The organism is Chromohalobacter sp. 11-W, from assembly GCF_029889905.1.
GTDB lineage: Bacteria > Pseudomonadota > Gammaproteobacteria > Pseudomonadales > Halomonadaceae > Chromohalobacter.
This window is the reverse complement of sequence record NZ_JARANZ010000001.1, coordinates 448,400-468,982: the sequence shown is the minus strand read 5'-3', so window position 1 is coordinate 468,982 and position 20,583 is coordinate 448,400. Positions and strand designations below refer to the sequence as shown.

The window sequence follows — 20,583 nt, the reverse complement described above, 5'->3', positions numbered from 1 at the left end:
ACCCGGAGCTCATCCATGCCTCGTGCTATCGAAATTCCCGCCGCAGACGGCACCATCGACGCGCATATCTTCACGCCCGGCAACGCCGATTGCCCTCTGCCGGCCGTGGTACTGTTCACCGACATTGGCGGCCTGCGCCCCTGCTATCACGAGAAAGCCCAGCGACTCGCCGATAACGGCTATGCCGTGTTGATGCCCAATGTCTACTACCGCGATGCGAGCGGACACATCGTGCCGGAGGGCAAGTCCTTCCGCGATCCGGATGTGCGCCCGACGCTGCTCGAATATGCCGGCCATCTCACGCCCGAGGCGCAATCCCGCGACTTCGTCGCCCTGCTGAACTGCATCGACAATGAGCCCGAGTTCGCGAACGGCAAGATCGGCGTGGTCGGCTATTGCATGACCGGCGCTTTCGCCCTGCGCATGGCGGCCGAACATACCGACCGCGTGGCTGCTGCAGCCGGTTTCCATTCGGCGCGACTGGCCGAGGCAGACGATCCGAACAGCCCCATGAGCGTCGTCGGGAATATCGAAGGGCGCGTCTATTTCGGTCACGCCGACAAAGACGAACTGCTGCCCCCCGAGCAAATCGCCCGCATGGACGAAGCATTAGCCACCGCCGGCGTGCACTTCACCACCGAACTCTACAAAGACGCCGCCCACGGTTTCACCGCCAAGGACGCCCCTTCCTACGATGCAGCCGCCGATGACCTGCACCACAAGCGACTGGCCCTGCTGTTGGAAGAGACGCTGTAGGGCCGAGTCGATAGGTGCGACGAAGGGCCCAGGACGTAAGTCGAGCAGAACCTTTATAAGATAGGCAGGGTGAGATGGAAAAATTTGATGTAGATTCCATCTAAACCCTCCCTATCGTAACCGCGATGCAAGGTGAAAACTCGAACGTCTACTTTCAAATTACTTCGTTGTCGTCACTTCTCGGTTTCCATAATTGATAGGCACCCACTCATAGCCCTCTCCGACCTTGCGAATATGGCCGATGCCAGGGAAAGGCATATGCGGCACGGCCACCAGATCCCGCTGCTTGGCAAAGTCGGCGAAGGCCGCTGTGCGGACTTTCCTCGCCTTCTTCTGATCGACGTCATAGGCAATCGTCACGGACGGATCGGGGAGTTGAACAGCCGCTACATGAACGATGTCGCCGGTGAAGGTAAGGGTCTGACCCTCGCTTTCCAATGTGAAGAATGCACTTCCCGGCGTATGCCCCGGATGAAGGGAGGCGATCAAGCCTGGCAGCACTTCGGTAGTTTTATCGAAGGTGTCGATCTTCCCGGCTTTGACATAGGGTTCGAGGATCGTTTCAGCCTGGTCAAAGTAATGTTGGTCATAGTCGGTCTGTTCTGCATGTTGAGGATCCAGGAAAAAGTCGACATCCGGTTTACCCACATGGACCGTCGCGCTGGGAAAAACGCGCTGGCCATCACGGGTTAGTCCGCCCATATGGTCGGAATGGACGTGGGTGAGTAAGACATCCGTGATCTGTTCGGGTTTTACGCCGGCCGCCTGCAAGCTCTCGATTAGCTGACCACCGAGTTTTGAACCGAAGAGTTGACCTACGCCGGTATCAACGAGGACAAGCTTGTTCCCTAGCTCTAGCAAAAATGCATTGATGGAGACCTCGACGGGATTGGTCAGGTACGCCTGCGCCAAGCGTTCGTCGATCTCCTTGTTGGTGATACCGTGCAGAATCTTGTGAAGGTTCTGCGGTACGCTGCCGTCGGAGAGAGCCGTTACCCGGACGCTTCCAATAGTGAAGGCATAAGTATCGGCGCCTTCATTCTGTTGGGCGATCCCCGGGGAGTGATTCAGAGTGGCGGTAGTGGCTGCAGAGACGGGTCCTGCGGCTGAAAGGCCCAGCAGTAGGGTGGAAAGTATGAGTGAACGTATCATCATGGGTCTGTCTTCCTGTTTCAGGTAGGTGTCAGAGACAGATCATAGGGGCCGGCGGGTCTGGCGAGAAAACGATGCCGGTTATACCTTGCATAACCCTCACGAATACTCATGGCCACGCTCGAAGTGAGCGAGGCTCCACAAAAGACGTGCTTTCATGCCCGACCGTTTGAATGATATCGATATTGGTCTGTTGATGGCCTTCGAAGCCCTGATCCAAGAGCGCAACGTCAGCCGCGCCGCAGACCGTCTAGGAATCAGTCAGCCGGCCCTTTCAGGGCGATTGACCCGTCTGCGGGCATTGTTCGGCGATCAGCTTTTCGTACCGGTGGCGGGTCGGGGCGTCATGCCAACGCCACGTGCCCAGGCATTGGGCGAGACATTGCCCAGGCTCCTGGGACACCTGCGCGAGTTCATCGGACATGCTCCCCATTTTGATCCGTCACAAAGCGACCGGACATTCGTGCTGGCAGCTTACGATAACCCTGCCGTCATGATTGGCCCCGACCTTGTTACGGCCTTGAAGCGAGTGGCGCCCCATGCCCGGATTACGTTCGTGTTGCCGGATCCCGAAACGATCACCCCGGCGCTTGATCGCGGGGACGTGGATATGGTCATCGGACTGCCCCGGACGGCAGACGAGGGCCTGATTGGCCGGACGCTGTTTTCCGATCAGTTCGTCACGGCACAGCGCCGGGGCCATCCACGGGGAAGTCAGCCGGTCACGCTGGACGAGTTTTGCGCCGCTGAGCATGTAGTGGTGTCGAGCGAGGGCGGGGGCTACGCGGGGCCGGTGGATCGTGCATTGGAGGCGCTGGGTCGGAAACGGCAGGTTAGTCTATCGGTCCAGAGTTATGCCCTAGCGCCGATCATCATGGCGGACAGCGATCACCTGTGTACGTTGCCCGGCCGCTTTCTCCAGCGCTTTGAATCCATGTTGGACCTGTTCACGCCACCGATGGAGATGGATTCATTTGAGCTTTATGCGCTTTGGCATCCACGCATGCGGGACGATCCAGCTCATCGGTGGTTTCGCGATCTGGTCGTTGAGGTCAGCGAGGGCATGAGCGATCGTTTCGCGACAAGATGCTAACCATACACTTAGGGGCATTTCTTGCTGGGTGGCGACGCCATCGATGCCGTAGAAACATGCCTTGTACTCGTATGTGGCAAGCAGCTGTGAAAAGGCCCCAACGGTGGGGCCAGGCACGATCAGTACGCGGATTATCCTCGATGCTCGTCAAGCCACCACTGTATATGCCCTGCGACTTCCACTGGCGCTTCCAGCGGCAGCAAGTGGCCGATGCCCGCCAGTTCATGTGTTTCCGGGGTCGGTAGAAAGGGCACGAGCCGGTCGGCGAGCACGGCTGGAGGATCGACACGGTCGCACTCACCGATCAACAGCAGGGTCGGCACATCGATGCATCGTGTCGTTTCGCTGATATCTTCGAGCATCGCCACTGCCGGCCAGGCAGCCTTGGCAGTGGGATCGCCGGCCAGGCTATCGAGGATGGCGCGCTCGCGCGTCGGCCCCACGAGCGACGTCTCTGTGAGTACATGATCGAGCGTCTCTTCGACACTCGCGCGGCTGTCATAGGCCGATTGCATAGCAAGACGCTGAGGCTCCGGAACATCCATTGGCAGGGCCGGGGACGATGCCACCAGCACCAGCTCCTTCAGCCAGGCCGGCCGCTGGCCCGCGAGATACTGGGCAATCTTGCCACCCATGGAATGACCGACCAGTACGACATCACGGAGCTGACGTGCTTCAATCATCCCGCCAACCGCCTCGGCCAGATCCGCAATCCGATATCCATTGCGCGACGGGCCGGACTGACCCCAGCCTGGCAGATCCGGCATGAGGCACAGGTTCCGCTCCCCAAGTGCCGCCGCTACGTCCATCCATGTGCGGCCAGAACCGCCCCAGTAGTGAAGAAACACGAGCGTGCGCTGCCCGGCGCCATGCTCCGCGACGTGAAGAACAGCGTTGTCTGTTTCGATCGTCATGGTTTGTACTCCGAATAGGTAAGCGGAGCTAGCATCATGAAGGCGATCGCCAGATGATAGAATGAGATAAATATGAGTTGGCGTCGATCATTAAGCGATGGAATAACAGGCATGGATCGTTTTCGACAAATCGAGATATTCATCGCGGCGGTCGAGCACGGCAGTATTGCTGCAGCCGGAAGAGCCTTGGGACTGTCGCCTGCCATGGCCGGCAAATACCTGAGCGCACTCGAGTCGGCACTGGGAACACGACTCTTGCACCGCAGCACTCGCGCGCTGTCGCTGACCGATGCCGGCCAGCAATATCTGGCGGCATCAAAACGAATCATGGAGGCGCTGGTCGAGGCAGACGCCGAAGCACGCGATGGCCGCAGCCAGCTTGCAGGAGAGATCCGACTGGGCGTACCCCGTGCCTTCGGCACCCAAAAGCTGGCGCCGATGCTGGCTGCGTTCTGCAGGGCCCATCCGCAGATTACGTTGAACCTGCACACGGATGAGCGCTACGCCGATCTGGTCGATGGCCGGCTGGACCTTGCCGTGCGCATCGGGCAACTCCCAGATTCGGCTTTGTATACTCGACCACTCGGCAGTATCCACATGGGCCTGGGCTGTGCGCCCGGCTTGCTCGGCGCTCATGAACGGCAAGAAATCTCGCTAATCCGCCGGTTACCGCGATTGGTCTTCACGGCGGCTCGCTCGCCCGGCGACTGGATGGTGCGCGATAGCGAAGATCGCGCGTACGCCATCGACGGCCCAGCCGCTATGCGCTCGGACGACATCACCTTGCTGGTTCATGCGGCGACCGAAGGCCTGGGTATCGTGTACGCGCCGATGTTTGCGCTCGACGAAGCACTGGAAGATGGCCATCTGATACAATTATTAGCCGATCATCGAACGACGCAACTCGGCCTGCAAATCGTCTATACCGATCGCCATCACCAGCCCGCACGAGTTCGTGCCCTGATCGACCATCTGACAGCCTGCTTCCAAGAGAAACGGGCATGATGCAGAAATACGCTCTGGCATAGGCTTTACCAGCCGCAAAAAAGCCGGGCAATTCTGCCCGGCCAAGCTGAGTAGCTCTCATACGACGCTGCTGTCAGCGATCCCCCAGGCTGGCGGCGACGCCAGGGGCGCGTTCGCCGAGCAGTATGTGAACCAGGCCGCTATCGATGCGTTGAATGCCTTGCGCACCGAGTGTCTTGAGCGCGGCTTCGTCGAGGCTCACGGCATCGGCGAGGCGTAGTCGTAGGCGGGTCATGGCCACGGCGGTGGCTTCCTGAACATTGCCACGCCCGCCTAACGCCACCAGCCAATGATCGAGTTGTTCGGCACTCAGTCGCACCACGCTAGCCATATCCGAGCCACTCCCCTCGCTGACCGCTGGTGCCTCACTCGGCGCGGCGCCTTCGGCATTCATGGCGGCGCGAATCTCGTCGGCAACGCCGTCGGCTATGGGTCCGAGGATTACCTGCAAGCCACCGCCGCGCAAATGCAGCACACCGCGTGCACCGAGTTGCTTGAGCGCCGCTTCATCGATGGCTTTGTCGTCGACGAGCACCAGTCGCAGGCGCGTGGTGCAAGCACCCACGCTGGTCATGTTGGCTGCCCCACCCAAGGCATGTACGAAAGCTGGGCCACGTTCCCCGAGATCGGCCGGGGCGCTGGTACTACCTGCGGTTTCCGGCTCGCGCCCTGGCGTGGGTAGGTCGAAGCGTACAATCGCCCAACGAAACACCACGTAATACAGTACGAAATAGCAAAGCCCCACCGGAATCATCAGCCAGCCATTGGTCGAGAGCCCATAGGAAAGCGCGTAATCGAAGGCCCCGGCCGAGAAGGTGAAGCCCAGTTTGACGTCAAGCAAGTTCATGATCACCAACGACAGCCCGGTGAGCAGCGCATGCAGCACGTACAAAAACGGCGCCAGGAACATGAAGGTGAACTCGATTGGTTCGGTCACGCCGGTCAGAAACGCGGTCAACGCCAGCGACAACAACAAGCCGCCGACCTGGGCACGGCGCCCCTTGGGCGCAGCGTGATACATCGCCAACGCCGCCGCCGGGAGGCCAAACATCATCACTGGGAAAAAGCCCGCCATGAAGCTACCCGCGCTGGGATCACCCGCGAAGAAGCGGTTGAGGTCGCCGGTCGCGCCATCGAAACTACCAAATACGAACCACACGAAGCTGTTGAGTACGTGGTGCAGCCCAGTGACGATCAGCAAGCGATTGAGCACACCGTAGACGAACAGCCCCAGATCGCCGGCGTCGATCAACCACTGGCCGAGGGTGTCGATGCCAGTCTGTACCGTCGGCCAGATCACCCCGAAAATCATCCCCAGGATGACCGCAGCGAGCCCGGTGACGATGGGAATGAAGCGCCGTCCGCCGAAGAAAGCCAAGTAATCGGGAAGCTGGATGTCTTTGAAGCGGTTATAGAGCAGGCCCGCCACGGCACCGATGATGATGCCTGACAGAACGCCCATATTGATGTCTTCGTTGAGCGTATGCAGGACCGCATCGAGCACCAGGTAACCGACGACACCCGCCAGCCCGGCAGCGCCATTGCTGTCGTTGGCGAAGCCCACCGCCAGGCCGATGGCAAAGATCAACGCCAGATTGGCAAAAATTGCGTCGCCGGCATTGGCGATGAAGGCGATGTCGAGTAGATCCGGCTGTCCCAGTCGCAGTAGCAAGCCGGCAACCGGCAGCACCGCGATGGGCAGCATGAGCGAGCGACCCAGCTTCTGTAGGCCGCCCATGATATCGAGTCGCATGATCGTTTCTCCCACTCTTGTTGTTGTCCAGAATGTCGTTGTTCCGAACGTCAGGCGCGTCAAGCGGTGACCGGTGCTTCCAGCCAAGCCTTGACTTGTGCGCGCACGGCGGCGCCATCGTCCAGCTCCAACCAGGCCGACAGTTGCTCAGCGAGTGCGCCAGCATCTAGCCCACGCAGTGAAGCCTTGACCGCCGGTATGCGGCTCGGCTCCACCGAGAGTTCCTCGACCCCCAGTGCCACCAGCACGGCCAATGCCAGCGGATCACCGGCAGCGGCGCCGCATACACCCACCGGGCAACGTCCGGCGGCACCTTCGACGGTGGCCTTGATCAGCCGCAATACCGCCGGATGCAGCACGTCGAGTTGTGCGGCGAGTCCGGGATCTTCACGGTCCATGGCCAGGGTGTACTGCGTCAGGTCGTTAGTGCCGATCGACAGGAAATCGGCCTCGGCGGCGAGGCTGGCGGCGCAAAGTGCGGCCGAAGGCACCTCGATCATCACCCCAAGTTGCGGCAGGCGACTCACGCCCAGTTCACTGGCCAGCGTTTCAAGTCGTTGACGCAACGCCCGCAACTCCCCAACGCCACTGACCATCGGCAGCATGATGCGCAGCGAGCCGAGTGGCTCGAGCGCGAGTAAAGCGCGTAACTGACTATTCAGCAGTGCCGCTTGGCTTGCCCACAAGCGAATGCCGCGCACACCCAGTGCAGGATTGGGAACGTTGGGCAGCGGTAGGTAGCTCAGTTGCTTGTCGGCGCCGATATCCAGCGTACGGACGACCACCGGCTTGCCGCTCATTGCATCGAGCGCAGCCTGATATTCCTCGCGTTGTTCGTCGACGCTCGGCGCGCGATCACGGTCGAGGAACAGGAATTCGCTGCGCAGCAGGCCGATGCCATCAGCCCCCTCCTGCGCAGCGATGCGCGCCTCGGCGCCGCCGGCGACGTTAGCGCAGACCTCGATAGTGCGCCCGTCACGGGTCGTCGCTGGCTTCCTTGCCGACTCGCGGGCAGCGCCTCGGGCCCGCTCACGCTCAGCGATACGCTCACGCATGGCCTCCAGGCTGTCGCTATCCGGCTGCGGTTCGAGCAAGCCGCGCTCGGCATCGAGAATCGCCATCTCCCCTTCGGCCGATTCCAGCATCGCGCCCATCGCCACCAAACACGGCAGGCCCCGGGCACGGGCGAGAATCGCCACGTGCGACGTGGTACCTCCCGCCACCAGGCAGATGCCCGCCGGACGCTGAGCGGCCAAGGCCGTCAGTTCCGAGGGCGTCAGATCGTCGGCGATGACGATGGCGTCGGCCGGCACCTGTGGGACGCTCGGCGCCGACCCCAGGCGCGCCATCACTTGGCGCTGTAGGTCGCGTAGGTCGGCAACCCGCGCCGCCAGCAGCTTATTGCCCGTCGCCTGCAGACGCGCCACTTCATCATCTAGGGCCTCCTTCCAGGCCTGCCCGGCACTGCGTCCGCTGTCGACGTAACCGTCGGCGGCCTCGCGTAGCGCCGGATCGTCGAGCCAGGCCAAGTGCGCCTCGAGGATTTCGGCTTCACTGCTTCGTCCGCTGCGCTTGGCTTGCCCCAGCGCCGTCTTGAGCGAATGATCGACGTTCTCCAATGCCACGCTCAGCGCCGCGCGCTCATGCGCCGGATCATCGCCGACTTGCGGTACCGTGGGTAATGCCGCCACATAATGATGCAGCGGCCCGACCGCGAGCCCTTGGCTGGCGACGAGCCCGGCCAACTGCCCTGCCCCAGCCTCGGCGGTAGGCAGCTCGGCGGCGCTGGAAGCCGGATCATCGACCTCGGCTTCGCTCAGCAGCCGCTCGGCGGCATCCAGCGCCGCCGTGGCGCGTTCGCCGCGTGCGATCAGCGTCACACGATCGCCTTCCACCAGCCCCATGTTCATCAACCGGCTCAGGCTGCGTGCATCGACGTGGGTTTCGCCGTAGACGAGTTCGAGATCGACATTCTGTTCGTGGGCGATAGCGCGCAGCCGGGCCGCAGGCCGTGCGTGCAGTCCGGCCGCCAGGGCCAGGATGACGTCGCGGGTCGCTGCCCGCGTTTGCTGGGGCGATGCCTCGACCGATTCAGGCGCGACGTTCGGTGAGGAGGCAGACGCCTCGAGACGCATGATCACCTCGCCCCGGCGCACTGTGTCGCCGCTGTGCTGTGTGCCATGAGACGTCAGACGCCAACCGGACGGTTCGGCGATAATCAATGGCGTGATCAGGCTCATCGCCTGCTGGGCGACCTGGTCGGCATCGAAACGTAGCAACGGCGCGCCAGCCTCAACCCGCTGACCGGCCTCGACCAGTAACTCGATCCCGGCACCGTCGAGGTTGACGGTATCCAGTCCCAGATGAATGAGCAGTTCGACGCCGCCCGCACTGCGCAGCGTCACCGCGTGGGCGGTACGTGCGCAGTGTACGATCTCGCCGTCGCAGGGCGCGTGCAGCGTAGCGCCCAGCGGATCGATGGCCAGGCCGTCGCCGAGAGTGCCCTCGGCGAAGACCGGGTCGGGCACCGCGTCGAGGGCGACGAGGACGCCGTCCACCGGTGCCAGGATGTCTAAGGATGAAGCCATGTTGCCTCCGGCATTGTTGTTGTCGAGAAAGCTGTTGTCGGGAAAGCTGTTATTGGAAAAGGAATCGAAAAGCGCTCAGCGCGTACGGGTTACCTTCTTGAGATGACGCGGTTGGTCGGGGTCGCTACCCCGTGCTACCGCCAGTTGGGCGGCCATGGCGTAGAAACTCTGGATGACCGACAGCGGCTGCAGCGCCGCATGGCCGGCGTCGGCAAGCGTCAGCTCACGCTGGGCGATGCCTGCATCGGCGGCCAGCAGCACCCGTGCGCCGACACTTTTGAGCCATTCGGCGAGCTCGAGCAGGCCGGCCTGCTCGGGCCCCGGCGGAGCGAACACCAGCACCGGATAGCCGGAACCGATCAACGCCATCGGACCGTGCTTGACCTCGGCACCGCTGAACGGCTCGGCCTGGAGGGCGCAGGTTTCCTTGAACTTGAGCGCCGCTTCCTGGGCGACGGCCAACCCCGCGCCACGCCCCACCACCATCAACTTGTCGGCATTGCGCAGTGCCTCGATGGCCGGCGACCACTCCTGCTCGGCCGCCACGCGTAGCCGTTCGGGTAGCGCCTCGAGCGCGGCGAGCAATGCGTGGTCCCGGTTCCAGTGGCCCAGCAACTGAGCGCAGGCCGATAGCGTGGCCAGGTAGCTCTTGGTCGCAGCGACGCTGCGCTCCGCACCGGCATGCAGCGCAATCTCGCGATCGCTGACCTCGCCCAGCGGCGACTGGGGCGTATTGACCAACGCCAGCGTCTGCGCCCCACCGGCGGCCAGCGCCTTCTGGGTCTCGATCAGGTCGGGGCTCTGCCCGGACTGTGAGATCGCCAGCGCCAGCTGGCCATCGAGCTTCCACGGCGCCCGCGCCAGGGTGGTCAGCGACGGCGGCAGCGAGGCCACCGGAATCCCTCGGCTCTGCATGCATAAATAGGCGAAGTAACTGGCAGCATGGTCGGAGCTACCGCGCGCCACGGTGACCACACCATGCGGATCGCATTGCCGCAGCCACTCGCCTAGTTCGGCCAGCGGCTGGGCGTTGTGGGTCAATTGAGCGGCGACTCGCTCGGGGGCATCGCGCGCTTCGCTGAGCATCATCGAACTCATGCATCGTCTCCTGGGCGGGTCGTTGGGACGTCTTCGGAATCCTCGCCAGCCACGCAATGGCCCTCGACATAGACACAGTCGACGGCCAGATCGCGGTCGAGCACCACGACGTCGGCGTAACAGCCATCGGCCAACCGGCCACGCTCGGGCAGGCCGAGAAAATCGGCGGGATGGCGCGATACGCGCTCACTGGCCTCGGCCAGTGACAGACCGATCTCGACCAGATTGCGCAGCGCCTGATCCATGGTCAGGGTACTACCGGCGAGCGTGCCGTCGGCGAGGCGCACCCCACCCAGGCATTTGGTCACCGCCTGCTCACCGAGGCGATATTCGCCATCGGGCATGCCGGCGGCAGCGGTCGAGTCGGTCACGGCATAGAGGCGCGGGATGCTTCTAAGCGCGACGCGAATCGCACCGGGATGGACGTGCAACAAGTCGGGAATTAGCTCGGCGAAATCGGCATGCGCCAGCGCGGCACCCGTCATGCCGGGATGGCGATGATGCAGGCCGGTCATGGCGTTATAGAGGTGAGTAAAGCCGCAGGCGCCGTGCTCCATCGCTGCCACGCCCTGTTCATAGGTGCCCAGGGTATGACCCAATTGCACGCGCACACCGCGCTCGCTCAAATGACGAATCAGGGCGTAATGCCCGGAGAGTTCCGGCGCCAGGGTGACCAGCCGAATCGGCGCCAAGTCGCATAGCGCGTCGATCTCGGCGATTTCGCCCGGCCGTGCGTAAGGTGGCTGAGCACCGAGCTTACCGGGATTGATATAGGGCCCTTCAAGATGCACGCCGAGTATGCGTGCGGCCTTGCCGGGTGACTGTTCCATCAAGGCACCGATTTCGCCAAGTACGTGGCGTATCTCGGCGTCGGTGGCGGTCATGGTCGTCGCCAAAAGGCTGGTGGTGCCAAAGCGCGCATGGGTACGCGCCAGCGTGGTCACCGCCTCGCCGCCTTCCATGGTGTCGGCGCCACCGCCGCCATGCACGTGCAGGTCGATGAAGCCGGGCACTATATAGGGCGCATCGTTGTCCGCCGGATCGACCGGCGCACCGTCAATGCGCGCGATACGTCCATCGCACCAGTGGATCTCGCCCAGGCGCCAGCCTTCGGGGGTGAGGATGTTGCCGTAATGCATTGGCTTACCTTTTTAACGCGCCCACAGACGCGCGTTCGCGTTAGTTATCGAGCCCGGTGAAGCTCGGTTTTTTATCGAGCCCGGTGCAGCTCGACCATGAAGTCGTAGTAATCGGTGCGGCAGTAAGTGATGGTCAACTCCGCCGGGCTGCCATCGGCGAGGTAGCCAAGGCGGGTGACCTTGAGCAGCGCCTCGCCCTCGGGGACTTCAGCCAAAGCGGCGAGCTCGGCGTCGGCATTGACGGCAGTCAGGTGCTGCAGGGCGCGCTCCACCGTCTTGCCGTGTGCTTCCAGCGTCGCGTAGAGCGACTGCCCGACGCCTTCCGGCTCGGGCAGTATCGATTCAGGCAGGCAGCTTTCCTCGACCGCCATCACCACGTCGTCGGCTAGGCGCAGACGCTTGAGACGCGCCACCTGAGTACCGCCACGCAGCCCAAGACGCAACGCCTCTTCGGTACTCGGCATGCCCAACTGGCGAGACAGCCAGCGCGAACGGGGCGTAAAGCCACGCTGCGTCAGCAACTCGGAAAAACTCGTCAGACGCGTCAATGGCTGATTGAAGCGTGGCGCGATGAACGTACCTGAACCATGCGTACGCCGAATCAGGCCCTGCTCGGCGAGGCGTTCCAACGCCTTGCGCGCGGTGATACGCGAAACCTCCAGCGTTTCAGCCAATGCGCGCTCTGAGGGTAACGCCTCGCCGGCCTGCCAGGCCCCCGCCTCGATGGCATCACCCAGCTGCCGCGCCAACTGATGATAAAGCGGCGTCGCCAGGTCGGGATCCAGCGTCATCTCGACAAAACGTGGGTCCATGAAGACGACCTCTCATGTCGGGTTCTGAATAACCAATATAGAGCCTCTTTAATACCAGTCAAATACCAATTGGTCTTGCAGTGGTATCTCTCAAGCCATCCCCCCTGTCGAAGGAAAACGTGAAGAGGCAAGAGAGAAAAGAAGGAAGAATGAAGCAGGGAGGGAGTGAAGGAATGGAGGAATGAAGGACGAAGCTGGTAGCTAAAAGCGTCTTTCGGGCTTGATTACCGGCGCCGAGAACCGCATGCAATAGTTATCGACATCACTGAGGAGAACCCCATGAAGACGCTAGTGATCGGTGCCAACGGCCAGATCGGCCGCCAATTCTGTGAACTCGCGCATCAGGCCGACGTGCCGATTCGGGCGATGATTCGCGATACGTCGCAGCAGGCGTGGTTCCAGGAGCGAGGTATCGAAACGGTGCTCGCCGATCTGGAAAGCAATTTCCGCCATGCTTTCTATGGCTGCGATCAGGTGGTTTTCGCGGCGGGCTCGGGCCCACATACCGGTCCCGACAAGACGCTGATGATCGATCTGTATGGTGCGCTAAGCGCGATCGATCTGGCTGCGTCGCTGGGCATCGGACGCTTCATCATGCTCAGCGCCATGCGTGCCGACCAAGTGCTTGAGGCACCGGCCAAGCTACGCCCCTACATGGCCGCCAAGCATGCCGCCGATGCCCATTTGCGTGCATCTCGCGTGCCGTACGTGATTCTCAAACCCGGCCGGCTGACCGACGATGCCGCGACACGGCGCGTCACGACCGACATCGCCAATGCCGATGACAACCGCATTTCACGCGCCAACGTGGCGCATGCGTTGCTCGAGGTAGTGCGCAACCGAGAACTGCGCCAGCACAAGTTTTCCCTGCTCGATGGCAATACGGCGATTGATGAGGCGCTGCGCTGATCCAGCGCTCGGCAAGACATCGCGTATATCCCCCGCTTTTCCCCGCCAGGCGTCGGTTGGCGGGGGATACACGAACCCGTATAGTATCGCCCTACTCCCCCCAACCGAATGTGTCTCGATGCTGCAGAACAACTCCGCGCTTGCCCAGCTCAAGCAACAGATTCGTGAAACCACCCCGCGTGTTCAAGGGGTGATCAAGGCCACCGATCGCGGCTTCGGCTTTCTCGAAGCCGAAGACGGTACCTCCTATTTCGTTCCGCCCCCCGCCATGAAGCAGGTACTGCATGGCGACCGCGTCGATGCGCTGATCAAGCAGGAGGGGGACAAGACCTCCGCCGAGCCCGACACGCTCCTCGAGGCGGGGCTCGAGCGTTTCGTGGCGCGACTGGTCAAGCGCGATGGGCGCCTCAGCGTCGTTCCAGACCATCCGTTGATCAATAACCAGTTGCGCGCACGCCTCAAGAACTCGCTCGACGAAAGTACGCTCGGTGACGGCGACTGGGTCGTGGCGCGCTTGGTGCGCCACCCGCTCAAGCCCGACGATCGCGGTTTTTTCGCCCAGGTCGACGAGCTAGTAGTCAAGGCCGACAACCCCGCCGTGCCGTGGCGCGTGACGCTGGCGCGTCATGCGCTGGAGCAAGCCTCGCCGCAGTTCGGCGAGCAGTGGCCGCTGCACGACGAAGGGCTTGAACGCGAAGACCTCACCGCGACGCCCTTTTTCACCATCGACGGTGAAAAGACACGCGACATGGACGACGCCCTGTACATCGAGACACGCGAAGATGGCTGGCGTCTCAGCGTGGCGATCGCCGACCCCACGGCCTACGTCCGCGAGGGCGACCCGGTCGATTTGGAAGCGCAGACACGGGCCTTCACGGTGTATCTGCCGGGCCAGAACGTCACCATGCTGCCGGAAACGCTCGCCAATGAGCTGTGCTCGCTGAAGGAAGGCGAGGATCGCCCGACCCTGGTTTGCACATTGGATATCCAGCGCGACGGCACCCTCGGCGACTATCGCTTCTTCGCCGCCAATGTCCGTTCGCATGCCCGCCTGGTGTATGACCAGATTTCCGACTGGCTGGAAGGCCAAGGTGATTGGGCTCCCGACGACGAGACCATGGCCACGCAGCTCAAGGCCTTGGCCGCGATGACCGAGGCCCGCAACGCCTGGCGCGAGGAACACACGCTGGTGTTCAAGGATCGTCCCGATTATGCCTTCGACGTCGATGACGCGGGCAACGTGTTGGCGGTGCGTATCGAGGAACGTCGCACCGCTCAGCGCATGATCGAGGAGTCGATGATCGCGGCCAACGCCTGCTGCGCCGATCTGCTGGCCTCGCGCGTGGGTCATGGCATCTTCAATGTGCACCAGGCGTTCGAACCCGAAAAGGCCGACCAGGCGATCGAGTTTCTGGCCACCCAGGACATCAACGTGGAACGCGAACAGTTGCTGGAGCTCTCGCGCTATCGCGAGCTGCGCCGCGCCCTAGAAGCACGCGAGGATGCCTGGCTCGACGCACGCCTGCGCCGTTTCCAGGGCTATACCAACATGTCCGCCCAGCCTGGCCCACACTTCGGGCTGGGACTGCCGGCATACGCCACCTGGACATCGCCCATCCGTAAGTACGGCGACATGGTCAATCACCGCTTGATCAAGCGCGTGCTCAAGGGCGAGGACGCGCCCGCCGAGGCCAGCCAGGCATTGACCGAGCAGCTCACCGAGCGTCGGCGTCTGAATCGCATGGCCGAACGTGACGTCAAGGATTGGCTCTACGTGCGCTATCTCGGCCCCTCCGCCGAAAACGGCGAGGTCTTCGACGCCGAGATCATCGCCATCAACCGCGGCGGCATGCGGGTTCGGCTCTCCGCCAATGGCGCCACGGCGTTCGTCCCGGCACCGTTCATGCACAGTGAACGCGACAAGGTCGTTATCGACGACAAGGAAGGCCGTATTCAGATCGAGGGCCAGCCGCGCTACAAGCTCGGCGACAGCGTTCAGGTCGCCCTGGCCGAGGCCGTCGAGACGACACGCTCGTTGGTCGCACGTCCCGCCGTCTGAAGCTGACCATGCCTTGCGTCACAAGCAGTGGACGCAAGGCATGGCATGTGCCAGCGTAATCTCATGACAGCGCGGTGACATTCCTACGACAAGCCCGTCAGGGTCCGAGCAGTCACTCCGTAACCAACCGGGAAGGTTTCAAGGAGTCACGCTTTGCATATCACCGATATCACGATGTTCTACGCCCCTGCCAGCGGTGGGGTGCGTACCTACCTCGAGGCCAAACGCAACCGTTTGGCGACACTGCCTGGCGTGACATCCAGCCTAGTGATTCCCGGCACCCGCCATGCGGTCAGTGAGTCCATTCATGAAATCCCCGCGCCACCGCTCCCCTTCAGCCAAGGGTATCGCTTTCCTCTGAAGCGAGAGGGCTGGCGGCGCGAATTGATCCAGATGGCACCGGATATCATCGAGGCCGGCGATCCTTATGTCACCGCCTGGGCCGCGCTCGATGCCGGCCGGGCCTTGGACGTGCCCGTGGTAGGGTTTTACCATTCCGACCTGCCTCGCCTGATCGGCAACCGTCTCGGGAATTGGACGCGCATGGCCCTCGAGCGCTATGTCGAAAACCTCTACCGGCATTGCAACCGTGTCCTCGCGCCTAGCCGCGTCATCGCCGATAAATTGCATGGCCTCGGCCTCGACAATGTCGCCCTGCAGCCACTTGGGGTCGACTTGAAAACCTTCTCGCCCCAACGCCGCCAAGATACCTACCGCCAGCGCTTGGGCCTCGATGACGCTACGCGCCTGCTGATCTTCGTGGGACGCGGCTCGCGCGAGAAGAACCTCCCGGTCTTGCTGGAAACCGCACGCCGTCTCGGCAAAGGCTACCACCTGCTGTTGATCGGGCCGCAGATGCCGCAGCGCGTTCCCGACAACGTCAGCGTCATCGGCCGCTACACGGCCACCGTCGATGTCGCCGAGTGGCTGGCAAGCAGTGACATGCTGCTGCATGCCGGTACTCAGGAAACGTTCGGCCTGGTCGCCCTGGAAGCCATGGCCAGTGGCATTCCGGTCGTCGCGGCACGCGCCGGTGCCCTGGCCGAGAACGTTCCCCTGGGCTGTGGGCTGCTCTGCGAGCCTCATTCACCGGACGACATGGCACGCGCCGTGCGCGAACTCAGCGCCAATGCGCCCGAGGAACAAGGGCGGCGTGCCCGCCTGCATGTCGAACGCCATCACGACTGGGATATCGTGGTCTCCAGCCTGATGCATCATTATCGTGAATTGACCGGACAGCGCGTCAACACGGAGAGTCTTCAGCATGGCTGATCGTCATCTTTCCCTCGTCCTCCATGATATCTCGCCGGAAACCTGGCCCGATTACGTCGACTTCGTGGCCAAGGTCGACGCCCTGGCACGTCGACACGGCCCGATCCCGATCACCTGGCTGGTAGTGCCCGATTTTCATCATCGCAGCGACTGTCGCCGCGATGGCGCCTTCCTTGAGCACCTGCAACGCCGCCGAGGCATGGGCGATGAACTGGCATTGCACGGCTATTACCATTGCGACGATGCGCCCTCGCCGCGCACGCCTCGCGACTGGTTCATGCGGCGTTTTTACACCTGGGAAGGCGAGTTCTACGCCCTCGACGAAGACGAGGCGGCACGACGACTGGACAAGGGCATAGAGCTCTTTCGATCGCAGGGCTGGCCTCTCACCGGCTTCGTGGCACCGGCTTGGCTCATGAGCCAAGGGGCGCGGCGAGCACTGGCTCAGCGCGACTTCTGCTACACCAGCGACCCGCAGCATCTGTATACGCTGCCCGACTTTACGCGTCTCGAGGCGCCGGGGCTGGTATGGAGTGCGCGTAGCGCCTGGCGTCGTGGCCTGTCACGCCTGGCCAGCGAAACGCAGCGCTGGTGTAGCCGCCAGGCACCGCTGCTACGCCTGGGACTGCATCCCGTGGACATGCGCCATGCCCGCGTTCAGGCCTACTGGCTCGCTGTCCTGGAGCGCCTGATCCACGAGGGACGGCGCCCCATCACCAAGTACGACTGGGTGACGGGGCAACGTCGGAGGGAGCAGCACGCCGCATGAAGCGCCTGGTGATATTGCTGGTTATCGGGTTGGTGGCGGCCATCAGCATCCCCCTATTGTTCGGAGGGCGCGCGCTTTTCGGTGAGCTCGCCGCATTTCCCTTGCAGCAACTGGCATTGATGCTGCTGCTGATCGTCATCTGCTGGAACATCAATGCATTGCGGCTTCGCTTACTGCTAGCGGGGCGCGCCGGACGTCTCGGCCAGACACGCGCGGTAGGCATCGTGATGTCCACCGAGTTTGCCATCTGCGCTACGCCCGGCGGCACCGGTGGCTTACTGACGCTCCTAGGCTTGTTGGCCCGGCGCGGCGTGCGTCCCGCCCAAGCCTCGGCGATCTTCACCGTCGATCAGTTGACAGACCTGCTCTTCTTTCTTTCCGCATTGATCGGCGTCGCGCTCTATGTCGTCATCGAGGCCATCGATCTCAACCTTGGCTGGCTGGTGGGTCTGCCGTCGTTGTTGCTGGTGTGCGGTTTCATCCTGCTATGGCTGGTCATACGCCACTATGGCCCTCTGCTCCAGATCACCGGCGGCTGGCTCGAGCGGCTCAAGGTCCGCCGCAAGGCACGCTTCGGATTCGCCCGCCGCTTGCTGCATTTCCGTAACGCCCTGATCGAGACGCTGCGCCTGCCTCGTCTGACCTTGTTGTCGGTTTTCGCCCTGTGCTGCGCTCACTGGATGCTGCGTTACAGTGTCCTGTATCTGGCCGTGAAAGGCCTGGGTGAGCACATCGATTGGGCCTGGACCTTCTTGGTACAGATGCTCTCCATGGCGGCGGGACAATTGAGCTTTTTACCCGGCGGCGCCGGGGGTGCCGAACTGACCTCCACCGCCTTGTTGGCGCCGTTGATCGGCAAACAAAGCGCCGCCGCCGCCGTGCTCATCTGGCGCTTCGTGACCTATTACTTCTACCTCATCGCCGGCGCGCCCGTCTTTATGGCGCTGGCAGGACGTGCCTTCGCCAAGCTGCTGTCCCGCCGTCGATAATCACTCGCCCGTTTTACGAACGACCCGTTTTTACGCAAAGCGGCGAATGCAGGCCATTTTCGTCACCCACCTAAAACGACGAAGGGCACCCCCGTAGGGATGCCCTTCGTCATGCTCACTGCCCGGCGCCCCACGGGCCGCCGGGACTAGAGGCGACTTACCAGCCAGTCGCTTCCTTCAGCGCATCGCCGATCTCGGCGAGCGAACGCACGGTCTTGACGCCCGCGGACTCAAGCGCCGCGAACTTCTCGTCCGCCGTGCCCTTGCCGCCAGCGATGATGGCACCGGCATGGCCCATGCGCTTGCCGGGAGGCGCCGTCACGCCCGCGATATAGGAAACCACCGGCTTGGAGACGTGCTCCTTGATATACGCCGCGGCTTCTTCCTCGGCGGTACCACCGATTTCGCCGATCATCACGATCGCTTCGGTCTGCGGATCTTGCTCGAACTTCTCGAGGATATCGATGAAGGTGGAGCCCGGGATCGGGTCGCCGCCGATGCCCACACAGGTGGACTGGCCGAAGCCATGATCGGTGGTCTGCTTGACGGCTTCATAAGTCAAGGTGCCTGAACGCGAGACGATGCCGACCTTGCCGGGCTTGTGGATATGCCCCGGCATGATGCCGATCTTGGTCTCGCCCGGCGTGATCACGCCTGGGCAGTTCGGCCCGATCAGGCGCACGCCCAGCTCGTCGCACTTGACCTTGACGTCGAGCATGTCGAGGGTCGGAATCCCCTCGGTGATGCACACGATCAGCTTGATGCCGGCGTTGGCGGCCTCAAGGATGGAGTCCTTGCAGAACGGCGCGGGCACGTAGATCACGGAAGCTTCGGCACCGGTCGTGTCGACGGCTTCCTTGACGGTGTTGAACACCGGCAGGCCGAGGTGCGTCTGGCCGCCCTTGCCCGGCGTTACGCCACCCACCATCTGGGTGCCGTAGGCAATCGCCTGCTCGGAGTGGAAGGTCCCCTGGCCACCGGTGAAGCCTTGGCAGATGACCTTGGTGCTTTTGTCGATCAGGATACTCATTACTTGCCCTCCGCTGCTTTGACGACCTGCTGGGCCGCGTCGGTCAAGCTGGTAGCAGCGATGATGTTCAGTCCGCTGGAGGCCAGTTTCTCGGCACCCAGCTCGGCGTTGTTGCCTTCGAGACGCACCACGACCGGCACGTTGACACCGACCTGCTCGACGGCACCGATGATGCCCTCGGCGATCATGTCGCAACGCACGATGCCGCCGAAGATGTTGACCAGAACGGCCTTCACGGAATCGTCGGAGAGGATGATCTTGAAGGCTTCGCCCACGCGCTCTTCGGTGGCACCGCCGCCAACATCCAGGAAGTTGGCCGGCTGCCCGCCGTTGAGCTTGATGATGTCCATGGTACCCATGGCCAGACCGGCGCCATTGACCATGCAGCCGATGTTGCCTTCCAGAGCGACGTAGTTGAGTTCCCACGCCTGGGCGTGCGCCTCACGCTCGTCTTCCTGGGACGGGTCACGCATGGCTTGCAGATCGGGATGGCGATACAGCGCATTGCCATCGAGGCCGATCTTGGCATCCAAGCAGTGCAGGTCGCCACTGTCGTTGATCACCAGCGGGTTGATCTCGAGCAGCGCAAGGTCTTTTTCCTCGAACAGCTTGGCCAGGCCCAGGAAGATCTTGGTGAACTGCTTGATCTGTGCGCCTTCCAGGCCCAGAGAAAACGCCAATTCACGCGCCTGGTACGGCTGAGCGCCGACCAGCGGATCGACTTCGGCCTTGAGGATCTTCTCAGGCGTCTCTTCGGCGACCTTCTCGATTTCAACGCCGCCTTCGGTGGAGGCCATGAAAACGATACGGCGCGTGCCGCGATCGACGACGGCACCCAGATAAAGCTCGTTGGCGATATCGGTGCAGTTTTCGACCAGGATCTTGGTGACCGGTTGACCCTTCTCATCGGTCTGGAAGGTCACCAGGTTCTCGCCCAGCCATTTTTCGGCGAACGCCTTGGCATCCGCAGCACTTTCGACCAGCTTGACGCCGCCCGCCTTGCCACGGCCACCTGCGTGAACCTGGGCCTTGACGACCCACTTGTCACCGCCAATCTTCTTGCACGCATCGGCAGCTTCTTCGGGGGTATCCACGGCGAAACCCTTGGACACCGGTAGACCATAATCGGCAAACAGCTGTTTGCTCTGATACTCGTGAAGGTTCATCGTGTCATGCCATTGGTTGCATGTGACTCGAATGGTAACGATGGCCTCGATCCGTTAC

General features: G+C 62.5%; 17 protein-coding genes. 8 read left to right on the top strand and 9 right to left on the bottom strand.

What is annotated here, in order from left to right; translation table 11 throughout:
• Window positions 1–15 precede the first annotated feature (15 nt).
• Window positions 16–756, top strand: a complete 741-nt coding sequence (locus tag OP494_RS02050) for a dienelactone hydrolase family protein (RefSeq protein ID WP_280539084.1) — start codon at window positions 16–18, stop codon at window positions 754–756.
• Window positions 757–915: 159 nt separating this feature from the next.
• Here OP494_RS02050 and OP494_RS02045 read toward each other — a convergent pair whose 3' ends face one another.
• Window positions 916–1,911, bottom strand: coding sequence for an MBL fold metallo-hydrolase (locus OP494_RS02045; RefSeq protein WP_280539083.1), 996 nt, complete (start codon window positions 1,909–1,911; stop codon window positions 916–918).
• Window positions 1,912–2,065: 154 nt separating this feature from the next.
• On the opposite strand from OP494_RS02045, the gene OP494_RS02040 reads away from it, so the two are divergent.
• The gene (locus OP494_RS02040) at window positions 2,066–3,001 is read left to right on the top strand and encodes a LysR family transcriptional regulator (protein WP_280539082.1); all 936 of its coding nucleotides are present in this window, start codon (window positions 2,066–2,068) and stop codon (window positions 2,999–3,001) included.
• Window positions 3,002–3,132: 131 nt separating this feature from the next.
• On the opposite strand, the gene OP494_RS02035 is transcribed toward OP494_RS02040, so the two are convergent.
• Window positions 3,133–3,915 carry an alpha/beta hydrolase gene (locus OP494_RS02035; RefSeq protein WP_280539081.1) on the bottom strand — a complete coding sequence of 261 codons (783 nt, stop codon included), beginning with the start codon at window positions 3,913–3,915 and terminating at the stop codon, window positions 3,133–3,135.
• A gap of 111 nt (window positions 3,916–4,026) precedes the next feature.
• Here OP494_RS02035 and OP494_RS02030 point away from each other — a divergent pair, with 111 nt between their 5' ends.
• Complete coding sequence (locus OP494_RS02030) at window positions 4,027–4,920, top strand: LysR family transcriptional regulator (RefSeq protein ID WP_280539080.1); 894 nt, start codon at window positions 4,027–4,029, stop codon at window positions 4,918–4,920.
• Window positions 4,921–5,014: 94 nt separating this feature from the next.
• On the opposite strand, the gene nagE is transcribed toward OP494_RS02030, so the two are convergent.
• From nagE to OP494_RS02005, 5 genes are all read right to left on the bottom strand, one after another.
• On the bottom strand, window positions 5,015–6,694 hold the full coding sequence (nagE, locus tag OP494_RS02025; RefSeq protein WP_280539078.1) for an N-acetylglucosamine-specific PTS transporter subunit IIBC: 1,680 nt from the start codon (window positions 6,692–6,694) through the stop codon (window positions 5,015–5,017).
• A 59-nt stretch (window positions 6,695–6,753) separates the two neighbouring features.
• A complete protein-coding gene (ptsP, locus tag OP494_RS02020; protein WP_280539077.1) occupies window positions 6,754–9,282 on the bottom strand; it encodes a phosphoenolpyruvate--protein phosphotransferase in 2,529 nt (842 codons plus the stop codon).
• A 75-nt stretch (window positions 9,283–9,357) separates the two neighbouring features.
• Window positions 9,358–10,380 carry an SIS domain-containing protein gene (locus OP494_RS02015; protein WP_280539076.1) on the bottom strand — a complete coding sequence of 341 codons (1,023 nt, stop codon included), beginning with the start codon at window positions 10,378–10,380 and terminating at the stop codon, window positions 9,358–9,360.
• A complete protein-coding gene (nagA, locus tag OP494_RS02010) occupies window positions 10,377–11,519 on the bottom strand; it encodes an N-acetylglucosamine-6-phosphate deacetylase (RefSeq protein ID WP_280539075.1) in 1,143 nt (380 codons plus the stop codon). The genes OP494_RS02015 and nagA overlap by 4 nt, the downstream gene beginning before the upstream one ends.
• Before the next feature lie 71 nt (window positions 11,520–11,590).
• Window positions 11,591–12,331, bottom strand: a complete 741-nt coding sequence (locus tag OP494_RS02005; RefSeq protein ID WP_280539074.1) for a GntR family transcriptional regulator — start codon at window positions 12,329–12,331, stop codon at window positions 11,591–11,593.
• Window positions 12,332–12,610: 279 nt separating this feature from the next.
• Here OP494_RS02005 and OP494_RS02000 point away from each other — a divergent pair, with 279 nt between their 5' ends.
• The 5 genes from OP494_RS02000 (at window position 12,611) to OP494_RS01980 (ending at window position 18,329) form a co-directional block, all read left to right on the top strand.
• Entirely contained in the window at window positions 12,611–13,240 is a 630-nt protein-coding gene (locus OP494_RS02000) for an SDR family oxidoreductase (protein ID WP_280539073.1), read from the top strand.
• Between the two features lie 118 nt (window positions 13,241–13,358).
• Window positions 13,359–15,299: an exoribonuclease II gene (locus OP494_RS01995; protein WP_280539072.1), complete on the top strand. Its 1,941-nt coding sequence runs from the start codon at window positions 13,359–13,361 to the stop codon at window positions 15,297–15,299.
• 153 nt (window positions 15,300–15,452) lie between these two features.
• Window positions 15,453–16,571 (top strand): glycosyltransferase family 1 protein, encoded by a 1,119-nt coding sequence (locus tag OP494_RS01990; protein WP_280539071.1) that lies wholly within the window; start codon window positions 15,453–15,455, stop codon window positions 16,569–16,571.
• Window positions 16,564–17,340, top strand: coding sequence for a polysaccharide deacetylase family protein (locus tag OP494_RS01985; RefSeq protein ID WP_280539070.1), 777 nt, complete (start codon window positions 16,564–16,566; stop codon window positions 17,338–17,340). Before OP494_RS01990 ends, OP494_RS01985 begins: the two co-directional genes overlap by 8 nt.
• Window positions 17,337–18,329, top strand: coding sequence for a lysylphosphatidylglycerol synthase transmembrane domain-containing protein (locus OP494_RS01980; protein WP_280539069.1), 993 nt, complete (start codon window positions 17,337–17,339; stop codon window positions 18,327–18,329). Before OP494_RS01985 ends, OP494_RS01980 begins: the two co-directional genes overlap by 4 nt.
• Before the next feature lie 157 nt (window positions 18,330–18,486).
• On the opposite strand, the gene sucD is transcribed toward OP494_RS01980, so the two are convergent.
• Together sucD and sucC are read right to left on the bottom strand one after the other, a co-directional pair.
• Window positions 18,487–19,359, bottom strand: a complete 873-nt coding sequence (gene sucD, locus OP494_RS01975; protein WP_040244074.1) for a succinate--CoA ligase subunit alpha — start codon at window positions 19,357–19,359, stop codon at window positions 18,487–18,489.
• Window positions 19,359–20,525: an ADP-forming succinate--CoA ligase subunit beta gene (gene sucC, locus OP494_RS01970; RefSeq protein WP_040244076.1), complete on the bottom strand. Its 1,167-nt coding sequence runs from the start codon at window positions 20,523–20,525 to the stop codon at window positions 19,359–19,361. The genes sucD and sucC overlap by 1 nt, the downstream gene beginning before the upstream one ends.
• Between the last annotated feature and the right edge of the window lie 58 nt (window positions 20,526–20,583).

What these genes read in the sequence shown, in the direction of transcription:
- OP494_RS02050 (WP_280539084.1), top strand. Translation starts at nt 16, where the DNA reads ATGCCTCGTGCTATCGAAATTCCCGCCGCAGACGGCACCATCGACGCG.
- OP494_RS02045 (WP_280539083.1), bottom strand. Translation starts at nt 1,911, where the DNA reads ATGATGATACGTTCACTCATACTTTCCACCCTACTGCTGGGCCTTTCA.
- OP494_RS02040 (WP_280539082.1), top strand. Translation starts at nt 2,066, where the DNA reads ATGCCCGACCGTTTGAATGATATCGATATTGGTCTGTTGATGGCCTTC.
- OP494_RS02035 (WP_280539081.1), bottom strand. Translation starts at nt 3,915, where the DNA reads ATGACGATCGAAACAGACAACGCTGTTCTTCACGTCGCGGAGCATGGC.
- OP494_RS02030 (WP_280539080.1), top strand. Translation starts at nt 4,027, where the DNA reads ATGGATCGTTTTCGACAAATCGAGATATTCATCGCGGCGGTCGAGCAC.
- nagE (WP_280539078.1), bottom strand. Translation starts at nt 6,694, where the DNA reads ATGCGACTCGATATCATGGGCGGCCTACAGAAGCTGGGTCGCTCGCTC.
- ptsP (WP_280539077.1), bottom strand. Translation starts at nt 9,282, where the DNA reads ATGGCTTCATCCTTAGACATCCTGGCACCGGTGGACGGCGTCCTCGTC.
- OP494_RS02015 (WP_280539076.1), bottom strand. Translation starts at nt 10,380, where the DNA reads ATGAGTTCGATGATGCTCAGCGAAGCGCGCGATGCCCCCGAGCGAGTC.
- nagA (WP_280539075.1), bottom strand. Translation starts at nt 11,519, where the DNA reads ATGCATTACGGCAACATCCTCACCCCCGAAGGCTGGCGCCTGGGCGAG.
- OP494_RS02005 (WP_280539074.1), bottom strand. Translation starts at nt 12,331, where the DNA reads ATGGACCCACGTTTTGTCGAGATGACGCTGGATCCCGACCTGGCGACG.
- OP494_RS02000 (WP_280539073.1), top strand. Translation starts at nt 12,611, where the DNA reads ATGAAGACGCTAGTGATCGGTGCCAACGGCCAGATCGGCCGCCAATTC.
- OP494_RS01995 (WP_280539072.1), top strand. Translation starts at nt 13,359, where the DNA reads ATGCTGCAGAACAACTCCGCGCTTGCCCAGCTCAAGCAACAGATTCGT.
- OP494_RS01985 (WP_280539070.1), top strand. Translation starts at nt 16,564, where the DNA reads ATGGCTGATCGTCATCTTTCCCTCGTCCTCCATGATATCTCGCCGGAA.
- OP494_RS01980 (WP_280539069.1), top strand. Translation starts at nt 17,337, where the DNA reads ATGAAGCGCCTGGTGATATTGCTGGTTATCGGGTTGGTGGCGGCCATC.
- sucD (WP_040244074.1), bottom strand. Translation starts at nt 19,359, where the DNA reads ATGAGTATCCTGATCGACAAAAGCACCAAGGTCATCTGCCAAGGCTTC.
- sucC (WP_040244076.1), bottom strand. Translation starts at nt 20,525, where the DNA reads ATGAACCTTCACGAGTATCAGAGCAAACAGCTGTTTGCCGATTATGGT.